Source organism: Paraburkholderia domus (genome assembly GCF_905220705.1).
Classification (GTDB): domain Bacteria; phylum Pseudomonadota; class Gammaproteobacteria; order Burkholderiales; family Burkholderiaceae; genus Paraburkholderia; species Paraburkholderia domus.
Map to the genome: position 1 here is coordinate 40419 of NZ_CAJNAT010000012.1, position 12572 is coordinate 52990.

Below are 12572 nucleotides of genomic sequence, written 5' to 3' on the forward strand. Positions count from 1 at the left end.
AGGCGGGGGATTTCACGAAGACTGCACGACTGCGCAGCACAGCCGCACGGCCCAGATGAAACTACGGCCGACCATCTCGTGAAAAACGGCGCCAGCCGGCTTCTGTGACAGTAAAAGATCAGGAATTGTACGGGAAAGGGCCCAGCCAGGGCGCGTACCGGAAAGCAGTGGGCGCGGTTGGTTCGCTGCGGGTGCGCGTACCGCCGATAACACCTGATCCGCCTGGAATTGGCGGCGCGCGGTTCTGTTTCGAGAATCCCGACACGAAATGTCGTTACGAAGTACCGGGGTAACGCCCTCCGTAAAAACATCGGCGCACGATGGCGACTCCTGGGCGGACTGCCTTGTTCCGGAAATCCAAGGCGCTGCCGCGGATTGCGGTTTCGAGCCAGACAAAACGAGGGGTGCGCTCGTCTCGAAATTCGATGGCGCGAGATAATCCATGAGAATCAACAGCAGTCTTGCAACTTCCCATTGGCAGGAGCCCGAGCCGAATAGTATGGCCCTCGCCCGCGACGAACAAAGCGCCGACTCCGGTGGCTCACGCGTGAAGCGCGCTATACCTCAAGACGACCCGATACCTGCGCCGCCAAAGAACGAGCCGCGCAGCAACGGCCCGGATGAGGTCCGATATGTGGGGGGCATTCGCGTCAGAAGCGATTACACGTTGGAAGAGGTGCTGGGCACAGTTAAAGATGCGCTTAAACACCCTATTGGCGCTTTTGCCGCGAGTGTTAGCGACATGCACCACGTCATAACGCATGGCAGGAATATCACAGCACAGGAAAGGAAAGAGATTGCGGAAGATACCGCTCAGATCGATTCCGTTCTGGTGGCTATTCGTGGGATGACGCCTGCCGGCGGCGCGATGAATGTCATCACTGTTTCCGCCGACGTGCTAAACGCCATGTCGAAAGACAAGCCATTGACGCTGGACCAGGTGCACGATCTGGTCTTCAGTATTAACGATTTGCCTTCCGGAGATAGCGTCGCAATACCCGTCAGGCGAGAGGAAAGCGCGGCAGCGAATCCGCCATTGAACCGTCCGGGTTTCAATCCTCCCAAGCGACTACCGGACGGCCGTACAGGCTATACGCTAAGTCCGACCAAGCCCCCCAAATTACCTGGTGAGACCCCGGGGCCAAACGGAAGTGGCCCCGGGGCACGGTCAGGAAGTCCTCCCCGGCCCGGTGCGCCGGAACGTGGTGCGGCCGAGGCGCCTTCCGGCGATAGCCAAGGGGCGCGGCCCAAAAGTACTCCGCGGCCTGATGCGCCGGAACGTGGTACGGCCGAGGCGCCTTCCGACCATAGCCAGGGGGCGCGGCCAAAAAGTACTCCGCGGCCTGATGCGCCGAGAGCCGGCGCAGCCGAGCCGCGGCCCGGCACCAGTCACGAAGGGCGACCTTCCTCATCCATCAGATCAAAATTCCCGGGGGCGTTTTATAGCGCTGCCAACCGGGTCAGGAAAGGCGATATTGCGCCTCTTGAAGGGAAAGGCGCTATTTACCTCAAGACGACCGGTAAGACCCAAACGGGGTTCAGTTTTTATCGTTCCGATAAGGACGTGAAAATGTCCGAGCCCGCTAATTCGTCGACTATCACGCCCGCCGCGGAGCAAGGAGTTTTGCGAATGGGAAATGGGCAGGACGTCACTTCTCTTTCCCGAACCTCGGGGAGTTATTTCGGTCGGTGGGGGCGGGATAATCTCAGTCTGAGTGAGAAGATCGATGTGATCGAACTCCAAAACGGTAACGAAGGCGTGGGTGCTGTCCGAGTATCCTTTGCAGATATACCGCCCAAGGGATCTGTTCTGGTGACAACAGGGGCGCTTAGCGGGTGTACTGCGATGTTCGCAGCGGATAACCAGAGTTTTTATGCTTATCATACCGGGACGTCGACTCCGGCGGCTAAATGGAAAACCGCTCGGGAAGGCGTGAGTAGCCTGCGCGAGGCGCACGAACATTTAAAACCAGATGTCCAAAAAAAGACACTCGAGCAACCCGGCAATAACGATTTTATCGACATGGGGAATGATTATCCATTTTCCGTGATCGTCTATAATGGAAAATACAATAAGGCGCGGCCGCAGGACGATACGCGTATTAACCGGCCGGAATGGGGGTGGTCGGAAGGAACGCATGTTCAGAACTATTTTGAGTCCGATCAAAAAATACCGTCGATAGGAACAGGCGTTGCGTTGATTCGAAAAGATGCGCGGGGACACGTTTCTGTCAGTGTGCTTTATGAGAAAGGCGCATTGAAAAGCGCAACGTCCAAGGGGAGCAGGGGCGGTCCCCTCACGTACGACTATAAAGCTATGGAGACGGCAAAGTACAAGTTTGTTCCGCAAGGTAGCTGACGGGGCGAGAAAACGGTTTTGGGGACGAAGTCATGCTGCCGGTGGCCGGGCCGAGGGCCTTCCGGACGTTATTCCGCAACTGATACGACAAGACCTCGATCGGCAAAAGCCAGACGGTCTGGGAATACGGTAGACTGATTCGGAATCACAAGGCGCTTAAGCCATCCGCAGTGAAGGCGGGCGCCGCGGACTTCGCTGGAGCGCGTCGGACCTGTATATGGCGGTTCCGTCGCTTCCATACTCTCCCCAGCCGATCCCATGCGCCGTACGCCCTCGTCCGAACCTTCCCCGATCTCGACCCAGCCGCGCAACGACTGGCAAACGATCCTGTCGCTGCTGCCTTACCTCGCCACCTATAAATGGCGCGTAGGCTTTGCGCTGAGCTGCCTGATCGGCGCGAAGGTCGCCAATCTGGGCGTGCCGATCGTGATGAAACGGATCGTCGACAGCCTCGCGTCGGTTCAACATCTCACCGCGCTTGGCCGCGCGCACGATTCGCCTGCCATCGTGCTGCTGGGCGGTGTCGGCTTGCTGGTGGTCGCCTATGCGGTGGTACGGCTGTCCACCTCGCTCTTTACCGAGCTGCGCGAAATCCTGTTTTCGAAGGTGACCGAAAGCGCGGTGCGCCAGCTCGCGTTGAAAGTGTTCCGCCATTTGCATGCGCTGTCGTTGAGGTTTCATCTCGATCGGCAGACGGGCGGCATGTCGCGCGATATCGAACGCGGCACACGTGGCATTACGCAACTGATTTCGTATTCGCTGTACAGCATCCTGCCGACGCTGGTCGAAGTCGGTCTCGTGCTGGGTTTTTTCGTCGTCAAATACGAGGCGTATTACGCGATCGTCACGTTCATTGCGCTCGCGGTGTACATCACGTTCACCGTGAAAGTCACGGAATGGCGTACGCATTTTCGCCGTACGATGAACGATCTCGATTCAAAGGCGAACTCGCGCGCGATCGATTCGCTGCTCAACTACGAGACAGTGAAGTACTTCGGCAATGAAGAGTGGGAAGCGCACCGTTACGACGAAAACCTCAAACGCTATCGCACTGCCGCGATCAAATCGCAGCGTTCTTTGTCGGCGCTGAACTTCGGGCAACAGGCGATCATCGGTACGGGGCTGGTGTTCATTCTGTGGCGTGCGACACAAGGCGTGATGGCCGGGCGCCTCACGCTCGGCGACCTGGTGCTGATCAACACCTTCATGTTGCAGCTTTATATTCCGCTGAATTTTCTCGGCGTCGTGTATCGGGAACTGAAGCAAAGCCTCACCGATATGGACCGCATGTTCACGTTGCTCGGCGCGGCTCAGGAAGTGCCCGATGTGCCGGACGCGCCCGAGTTGCAGGTGAGCGGTGCGCAGGTGCGCTTCGAGCACGTGAACTTCTCCTATGAGCCGGCGCGGCAGATTTTGCACGGTGTGAGCTTCACGATTCCGGCGGGCAGTACCACGGCGGTGGTCGGCCATAGCGGCTCGGGCAAATCGACGCTCGCGCGGCTGATGTTCCGCTTCTATGATCTGGACCGCGCGACGGGCGGTGCGATCACCATTGACGGTCAGGATATTCGCGACGTCACGCAGGATTCGTTGCGTGCTTCGATCGGCATCGTGCCGCAGGATACCGTGCTGTTCAACGATTCGATCTACTACAACATCGCTTACGGCCGTCCGTCGGCCACGCGTGAGGAAGTGATCGCGGCGGCGCGCGCGGCGCACATCCACGACTTCATCGAAGGGCTGCCGAAGGGGTATGAGACGCCGGTCGGCGAGCGTGGCCTGAAGTTGTCCGGCGGAGAAAAGCAGCGCGTCGCGATTGCGCGGACCATCCTCAAGAACCCGCCGATCCTGCTGTTCGATGAGGCTACGTCGGCACTCGATTCGCGCTCCGAGCGCGCTATCCAGCATGAACTCGATCACATTGCCCGCGAGCGTACGACGCTGATCATTGCCCACCGGCTTTCGACAGTGGTGCACGCGCACCAGATCATCGTGATGGACAAGGGGCGCATCGTCGAGCGTGGGACGCACGCCGAGTTGCTGAGCGCCAACGGTCTCTTTGCCCAGATGTGGGCGTTGCAGCAGCAGCGTGCTGCAGAGGCGCCGGAGTCGGCCGAAACCGTGGGCGCGGGGGATGGCGGACGGTGAGTACGCGGTGGTGGGATGCGCCGCGTTTGCTTGTCCGGGTGGAGCGTGCTCGCTGCTGAGCGCCTGGCATCCGGCGCAGACCCCTTGGCCTTGGTCGTTGCACGTTGAGCGGCGCGTTATCGCACGGTGCCGCTCAACGCCTTGCCGCAATCAGCGTTCGTTCAAACGCCGATCCAAAGCCTGCAGTTGCGCCGGTGTGCCGACGTTTTCCCACAAGCCTTCATACAACTCGCCGCTCGCGAGACCGCTCGCAATCGTCTCGCGATAGTAAGGCGTGAGCGCGCGCCGCGTGCCGCGCGGCAGATCGCGAAACATGCGCGTGTCGTACAGACCGATATTGCCGAACGTGAAGCGTGGTTGCGCATCGAGCGACAGCGTTCCGTCGACCAACCCGAAGTCGCCGTTCGGATGAAACGCCGGGTTCGGCACCATCACCAGGTGCATGGCGGGCTCAGTTGACGCCTTCAGCGCTTCGGCGCACGTATTCAGCGTCGCATAATCGAAATCCGCATAGACGTCACCGCTGACCGCGACGAACACTTCGCTCGTGCCCTCATCTTCCAGCAACGGCAACGCCTGCACGATCCCGCCCGCCGTCTCCAACGCTTCCTGCTCGGCCGAGTAGCGCAGTTGCACGCCCCAGCGCGAACCGTCGCCGAGCGCGGCTTCGATCCGCTGACCGAGCCAGGCATGGTTGATCACAATGGTTTGAAAGCCGGCGCGCGCGAGGCGTTCGATCTGCCAGACGATCAACGGCTTGCCGCCCACTTCGAGCAAAGGCTTCGGGCACGTGTCGGTCAACGGACGCATGCGTTCGCCGCGGCCCGCGGCGAAAATCATCGCTTTCTTCAGGGACATCGTCATGGGTCAGAACGTGTAGCCGACTTCATTCGCGCGGCCTTCGAGATCGTCGAGCAGCTTCGCGAACGGACGCAGCGGCGCATAGCGTTCCGCGACCTTGCGGGCATAGCCGATGAAACGCGGCAGATCTTTCATGTAATGCGGTTTGCTGTCGCGGTAGTTGATCCGGCAGAACAGGCCCAGCACCTTGATGTGCCGTTGCAGCCCCATCCATTCGAGCTGGCGGTAGAACTCGCCGAAATCCGGATCGACGGGCAGGCCGGCCTTTTTCGCGCGTTCCCAGTAGTACACGAAGCAATCCAGCTCGAACTCTTCGTCCCAGCTGATGAATGCATCGCGCAGCAACGAAGCGACGTCGTAGGTGATTGGGCCATACACCGCGTCCTGGAAGTCCAGCACGCCGGGATTCACGGGGTTGGGCGCGGTGGCGATCATCAGATTGCGCGGCATGAAATCGCGCAGCATGAACACTTGCGGCTGCGCCCGGGCGCTTGCGATGAGCAGCGAGAAGGTGCGATCGAGCAGCCCGCGGGTCTTGTCGTCGACCTCGCGGCCCAGATGGCGGCCGATGAACCACTCCGGCAGCAACTCCATCTCGCGGCGCAGGAAGGCTTCGTCGAACGGCGGCAGCACGTCTTCGCGCGATGTGAGCTGCCAGCGGATCAGCGCATCGAGCGCGTCGCGCATCAGCGTGCGTGCGCGGCGTGGGTCATCCCCGCTTTGCGCCTCGGTCAACGCGCCGAGGTACGAGTCGGTGCCCAGATCGGTGACGAGCATGAAGCCGGCGTCGAAATCGACCTCGAGCACGCGCGGCACATGCACGTCGGCAGCGCCGAGCAACTGCGCCACCTGCACAAATTCGCGGCACTTTTCGGGCGGCGGGGCATCGACGGCAATCAGTGTGCCGGTGCTTTCACCTTCCGCCGCCTTACCGGCGAGTCGGAAATAGCGGCGAAAACTGGCGTCGGACGAAGCCGGGGCAAGCGTGTCGAGTTCGAGCGCATAGCCCACTGCGTGGGCGTTCAGCCAGGCCTTGAGCAGTTCGAGGCGGCTGTCGGAGGAATCTTGGATGGCGTCTTTGGAAGGGGGCAGGGTCATGAAAACCGGCGGCAAATTCTGAGGGGCAACGTCTTGCCATATAATACCCCACGACTTTTTTGACGCGACTCACGCCAGCTTTCGCGTGTTCCGCTTTACCGCCCGCCTCATCGTTCGACAGATTGTAAATATTGATGTGCAGCCGACTGTCACGGTCGGGGTGTGCAGGCGGTGGATCGTGACTGCAGAAGCTGATGGACGGGCCGATTCGCCAAACGATACATGCCGCCTAGACAGCTTTCCCAAACGACTCCCTCTTGTGCTGTAGTGCCGCGCAAAAGGCGGCTCGTCGCGGCGTTGATCGCCGCTCCGGGCCTGATGCCCGCGCTTGCGCACGCCCAGTTGGTGGGGGAGGCCGCGCAGCCGCAACCTATTGACGCGCCTTGGGGCATGCAACTCGCCCCACAGCTCGAAGAGCATCCGTTGCAGGCAGGCCAGAAACCGGCCACCTTCGTACTCGGCGACACGACCAGCGGAACCACCGACCAGGACATGGCCGCCAAAGGCTCGGCCGAGGTGCGCCGCAATACCTTCGTGATCAAGGCCGACGCGCTGCACTACGATCAGGACACGGACATGGCCGACGCATATGGCCGGGTTCACCTGAACAATAACGGCGCCACGTTTGCTGGCCCGGAAGCGCATATGCGGGTGGACTCGAGCGAAGGCTACATGTCGGCGCCGAAGTACCACTTCACCGTGACCGGCGGCTCGGGCAGCGCGGAGCGCGTCGACCTGCTCGACAACGAGCGCTCGGTGTTCACGAAGGGTACGTACACAGCCTGTTCGTGCACGGACAACCCGGCCTGGTACATCAAAGGCAGCGAGTTCGATTTCGACACCGGCGCGGATGAAGGCGTCGCGTACAACAGCGTGCTGTTCTTTCAGGGCGTGCCGGTATTCGCTTCGCCGTGGCTGTCGTTCCCGCTGTCGGGCGACCGGCGCAGCGGTATTCTGCCGCCCACGTTTTCGCTGAGTTCGTCGAACGGCTTCGAACTGTCGGTGCCGTACTACTTCAACATCGCACCGAATCGCGACCTGACGGTCACGCCGCGTCTGATCTCGAAGCGCGGCGTTCAGTTGCAGTCGAGCTTCCGTTATCTGTCGCCCACCTATTCGGGCTCGATCACCGGTGAATTCCTGCCGGACGACCACCTGACCCATACGAACCGCTACGCGCTGTACATCCAGCACAACCAGAACTTCGGCAACGGGTTTGGCGGTTACGTCTACTACAACAAGGTTTCGGACAACACGTATCCGGAAGACCTGTCGTCGTCGGTCAATCAGTTCATGAACGGCACCCAGCTCCTGTATCAACAGGAAGCAGGGTTGACCTATAACAACGGCCCGTGGTCGGTGCTTGCGCGCGAGCAGCACTGGCAGACGCTGCAGCCGTCAGTGGCGCCGTACGGCCGCGAGCCGCAGTTGAACGTGAAGTACGCGAAGTACAACGTCGGCGGCTTCGACTACGGTGCAGAAGCTGACTACTCGAATTTCCGCATCACTACCGGGGACTTGACCCAAGGTCAGCGGGTGATGTTCAACCCGTACCTGTCGTATTCGGTGGTCGGGCCGGGTTACTTCGTGACGCCGAAGGTGCAATGGCACTTTGCGTCGTACAACCTGGGCAATATCGGCGACGACGTGCCGATCGGCACACCGAAAAATTTCACCGAATCGATCCCGACGCTAAGTTTCGACACCGGGCTGATTTTCGACCGTTCGGTGCGGATCTTCGGCGAGGATTACATCCAGACGCTGGAGCCGCGGCTTTACTACGTCTACACGCCGTACCGCAACCAGAATTCCGCGCCGCTGTTCGATACGGCCGAGTCCGACTTCGGGCTGGCGGAAATCTTCACGCCGAACACGTTCGTCGGTAACGACCGGATCGCCGACGCGAACCGTCTGACCGCGGCCATTACCACGCGCTTCATTAACCCGGCCACGGGTGATGAACGCGCGCGCTTTGTGATCGCGCAGCAGTATTACTTCCAGGATCAGCGCGTCACGCTGCAGCCTACTCAGACGAGTACGCAGGCCACGCATTCGGATCTGATCGCGGGTGCGTCGCTCAAGCTCGGCGCCGGTTTCGCTTCGGAAACGGCGTTCCAATATAATGCCGACAACAACCAGTTGACGAAGACGAGCGTCGGCTTTGGGTTCAGCCCGGCCTCCGGCAAGGTGATCAACGTCGCGTATCGCTACACCCGCGCGAACTCCACGCTGGATAACCAACCGATCAATCAGGTGCTGATCTCGGGCCAGTGGCCGTTGACACACCGTGTGTACGGGGTGGGCCGTTTCAATTACGACCTGGACGGGCATAAGATCGTCGACGGTCTGATCGGCCTGCAATACGACGCCGACTGCTGGACGCTTGGCGCAGGGATCCAGCGCTATGCGAACGGTCTTAACACATCGTCGCAGCAGCAATCGAGCACGCGGTTCCTCGCGCAGTTGACTTTCAAGGGGTTGTCGAGCGTCGACAACGGGCTGATTTCCGCATTCCGCACCAGCGTGGCGGGCTATACGCCGTTGCCGCCGCCGCCGCCGCCGGAAGCGCGTTTCACCAATTACGAATGACGCTTGCCGGTAACGGTCATTTATAGAATGCGAAAAGACGGGCCAGGCGCGCCCGACATCATTGGAGTATCTGTGGCAATCATGAAAAAGCTTCGCTTGGCAACGCTTGCGGCCGGTCTTGCCGCCGTAGCGTCTTTCCTGTCGGTTGCGCCGGTTCAGGCGCAGGCGCTGTCGTCCGGCAATAACGGCCAGACAGTCGATACCATTGCCGCCGTGGTCAACAACGGTGTCATCACGCGGCGCGAGCTCGACGAGCGCATCGGCCTGATCACCCACCGGCTGAACCAGCAGAACGCGCCGGTCCCGCCGATGGACCAGTTGCGCCAGCAGGTGCTCAACCAGATGGTGCTGGAACGCATCCAGCTGCAAAAGGCGAAAGAAGACGGCATCAACATTGACGACGCCGCTGTTCAAAAAACGCTCGAGCGGCTCGCGCAGGCGAACAACATGTCGCTCGACATGTATCGCTCGCGTATCGAGGCGCAAGGCGTGCCCTGGACCACCTTCACGAGCGACGCACGCACCGAGCTCACGCTCTCGCGTCTGCGTGAGAAGGAAGTGGACAGCAAGGTCACGGTGTCGGACGCCGAGGTCGCGAACTACATCGCCAGCCAGCGCGGCCCGAACTCCGGCCTGACGAGCGATTTGCACCTTCAGCACATCTTCGTGAAGGCCCCGTTGAACGCATCGGAAACCGACATCGAAGCCGCGCAGAAAAAGGCCCAGGCCCTGCTGACCGAAGCCAAGGGCGGCGCCAACTTCGAAAAGCTGGCGAAGTCGAATTCGCAAGCGCCGGATGCGTCGAAAGGTGGCGATACGGGTTTCCTGCCGCCGTCCAAGCTGCCGCCTGAGTTCGTCAAGGCCGCCTCGGCGCTGCGTCCGGGCGAGATCAATCCGGATCTGATCCGTACCAACGACGGCTTTGAAATCGTGCGCCTCGTCGATCGTCGCGCGGGCCAGGGCACCAGCTCCGATGCGCCGAAGCTCGTGCAGACGCACGTTCGCCACATTCTGCTGCGCGTCGGCGACGGCATGTCCGAGCCGCAAGCGCGTCAGAAGCTGCTCGAAATCAAGAACCAGATCGCCGCAGGCGGTGACTTCGCGAAGTTTGCCCACACCTACTCGCAAGACGGTTCGTCGTCGCAAGGCGGTGACCTGGGCTGGATCAGCCCGGGCGAGACGGTGCCGGAATTCGAGCGCGCCATGAACAGCCTGCAGGACGGTCAGATCAGCGACCCGGTGCGCAGCGAATATGGCTATCACCTGATTCAGGTGCTGGGCCGCCGCGAATCGGAAGGCTCCGTTTCGCAGCAGATGGATCTGGCGCGTCAGGCAATCGGTCAGCGCAAGGCGGAACAGGCTTACGCCGACTGGCTGCGCGAATTGCGCGATACGGCCTACGTCGAAGTGAAACCCGTCCAGGCAAGCCTGCAATAATCATCATGACTACCGCCGCGCAGTCCACCAGCCTTCCGTTGCAGATCGCGATCACGACCGGCGAGCCTGCCGGCGTCGGCCCCGAGTTGACCGCGCAGGCGCTGGCGGGCGCGGCGGCGCATTGGCCGGGCGCACAGTTCACCGTGCTGGGCGATGCGGATTTGCTGGCTGACCGCGCGCGGGCGGTAGGCGTCGATTGGGCTCTACTGGTGGCGGGCGGCAAGCGCGTGCGGGTGCAGCACCGGCCGCTCGGCGCGCCCTCGCTGGCCGGCAAGCTGGACGCCGCGAACGGCCGCTACGTGCTCGATCTGCTCGACACCGCGATTGACGGCGCCGTGGCCGGCACGTTCGACGCGATCGTTACCGCGCCGCTGCAGAAAAGCACCATCAACGATGCCGGTGTGCCGTTCACCGGCCACACCGAATATCTTGCCGAGCGCACGCACACGCCGCGTGTGGTGATGATGCTGGCCGGTACCGGCAAGCGCCCGTTGCGCGTCGCACTCGCTACCACGCATCTGCCGCTCAAAGACGTCTCCGCCGCGTTGACGATCGAAGGCATCGTGGAGACGCTGCGCATCATCGATCACGATCTTCGCCACCACTTTGGTTTGCCTGCGCCGCGTATCCTCGTGACGGGTTTGAACCCGCATGCGGGCGAAAACGGTTATCTGGGCCGCGAGGAAATCGAGGTGATTTCCCCAGCACTGAAGCTCGCGAACGAGCAAGGTATCGACGCACCTGGCCCCTATCCGGCGGACACCTTGTTCCAGCCACGTTATCTGGAACAGGCCGACTGCGTGCTGGCGATGTTCCACGATCAGGGTCTGCCGGTGTTGAAGTACGCAACGTTCGGCGAAGGCATCAATATCACGCTCGGCTTACCGATCATCCGTACCTCGGTTGACCACGGCACTGCGCTCGATCTTGCGGGCACTGGCCGTGCTGATGCCGGCAGTCTGATTGCCGCGATCGACACGGCGGTTTCGATGGCGCAGCACCGCCGCGCGGGCTGATCCAGCAGTCGCGCAGAGAAGGGCCGTACGCGTTTCCTGCCGCTTGCCGTTGTCGCGGTCGTCGCGCGTGTTCCTGGGTTGGTCCCGGGTTGTTCCTATTCTTAAGCAGTTCTCTTTCAAAGCGTTTCTTCGATGTCCACCAGCAAACAGCAACCGGGCCGGCACCAAGGCCATATCGCGCGCAAGCGTTTCGGGCAGAATTTTCTGGTCGATATGGGCGTGATCGATTCGATCGTCGATGTGATCCGGCCGCAGCGCGGCGAGCGCATGGTCGAGATCGGGCCGGGGCTCGGCGCGCTCACTGCGCCGCTGATCGAGCGTCTGGCGACGCCCGAAGCGCCGTTGCACGCCGTCGAGCTGGATCGCGATCTGATCGGCCGCCTCAAGAAAAAATTCGGCGACCTGCTCGAGCTCCATGCGGGCGATGCCCTCGCGTTCGATTTCGGCACTTTGGCAGCGCTGGGTGAGAAGGCGTCGCTGCGCATTGTCGGCAATCTGCCGTACAACATTTCGAGCCCGTTGCTGTTTCATCTGACCGCGTTCGCGGATCGCGTGATCGATCAGCATTTCATGCTGCAAAACGAAGTAGTCGACCGCATGGTGGCGGAGCCGGGCACCAAGGCGTTCAGCCGCCTCTCGGTGATGCTGCAATACCGCTACGTGATCGACAAGCAACTCGATGTGCCGCCTGAAGCGTTCCAGCCGCCGCCGAAGGTCGATTCGGCGATCGTGCGGATGATCCCGTACGAGCTGCATGAACTGCCGGCCGTGGACGAGCGCGTACTCGGCGAAGTGGTGACGGCGGCCTTCTCGCAGCGGCGCAAGATGCTGCGCAACACCCTGGCTGCGTTTCGTGACTCGGTGGATTTCGACGCACTGGGCTTCGATTTGCAACGCCGCGCCGAAGATGTGCCGGTGGCCGAATACGTGCGTGTGGCGCAGATCGTAGCGGCTTCGCCGTCACGCGGCGCCGCGGCCGCGGAAACGGAGACTGACGACGCCTGAGTTGCGTTGCGCGGTCTTGAACGAAGCGCGCTGCGCCCTGCAGCGCGCGTGAAACGCCC

General features: G+C 61.4%; 8 protein-coding genes. 6 read left to right on the top strand and 2 right to left on the bottom strand.

Features of this window, described 5'->3' with window-relative positions; translation table 11 throughout:
• Nucleotides 1–442: 442 nt before the first annotated feature.
• Nucleotides 443–2359 (top strand): cytotoxic necrotizing factor Rho-activating domain-containing protein, encoded by a 1917-nt coding sequence (locus KHO31_RS20750; RefSeq protein ID WP_211624075.1) that lies wholly within the window; start codon nt 443–445, stop codon nt 2357–2359.
• A 258-nt stretch (nt 2360–2617) separates the two neighbouring features.
• Complete coding sequence (locus tag KHO31_RS20755) at nt 2618–4507, top strand: ABCB family ABC transporter ATP-binding protein/permease (protein WP_201082894.1); 1890 nt, start codon at nt 2618–2620, stop codon at nt 4505–4507.
• Nucleotides 4508–4657: 150 nt separating this feature from the next.
• Here the strand turns inward: KHO31_RS20755 and murU are convergent, their stop codons facing one another.
• Nucleotides 4658–5371 carry an N-acetylmuramate alpha-1-phosphate uridylyltransferase MurU gene (gene murU / locus KHO31_RS20760; RefSeq protein WP_201082896.1) on the bottom strand — a complete coding sequence of 238 codons (714 nt, stop codon included), beginning with the start codon at nt 5369–5371 and terminating at the stop codon, nt 4658–4660.
• Between the two features lie 3 nt (nt 5372–5374).
• Nucleotides 5375–6466, bottom strand: a complete 1092-nt coding sequence (locus KHO31_RS20765) for an aminoglycoside phosphotransferase family protein (RefSeq protein ID WP_211624078.1) — start codon at nt 6464–6466, stop codon at nt 5375–5377.
• A 222-nt stretch (nt 6467–6688) separates the two neighbouring features.
• On the opposite strand from KHO31_RS20765, the gene KHO31_RS20770 reads away from it, so the two are divergent.
• The 4 genes from KHO31_RS20770 (at nt 6689) to rsmA (ending at nt 12513) form a co-directional block, all read left to right on the top strand.
• Nucleotides 6689–9055: an LPS-assembly protein LptD gene (locus KHO31_RS20770; protein ID WP_211624080.1), complete on the top strand. Its 2367-nt coding sequence runs from the start codon at nt 6689–6691 to the stop codon at nt 9053–9055.
• Between the two features lie 72 nt (nt 9056–9127).
• Nucleotides 9128–10492, top strand: coding sequence for a peptidylprolyl isomerase (locus KHO31_RS20775; protein WP_201082904.1), 1365 nt, complete (start codon nt 9128–9130; stop codon nt 10490–10492).
• Nucleotides 10493–10497: 5 nt separating this feature from the next.
• The gene (gene pdxA / locus KHO31_RS20780; protein WP_201086646.1) at nt 10498–11508 is read left to right on the top strand and encodes a 4-hydroxythreonine-4-phosphate dehydrogenase PdxA; all 1011 of its coding nucleotides are present in this window, start codon (nt 10498–10500) and stop codon (nt 11506–11508) included.
• A 132-nt stretch (nt 11509–11640) separates the two neighbouring features.
• Nucleotides 11641–12513: a 16S rRNA (adenine(1518)-N(6)/adenine(1519)-N(6))-dimethyltransferase RsmA gene (gene rsmA, locus KHO31_RS20785; RefSeq protein ID WP_211624082.1), complete on the top strand. Its 873-nt coding sequence runs from the start codon at nt 11641–11643 to the stop codon at nt 12511–12513.
• Nucleotides 12514–12572 lie beyond the last annotated feature (59 nt).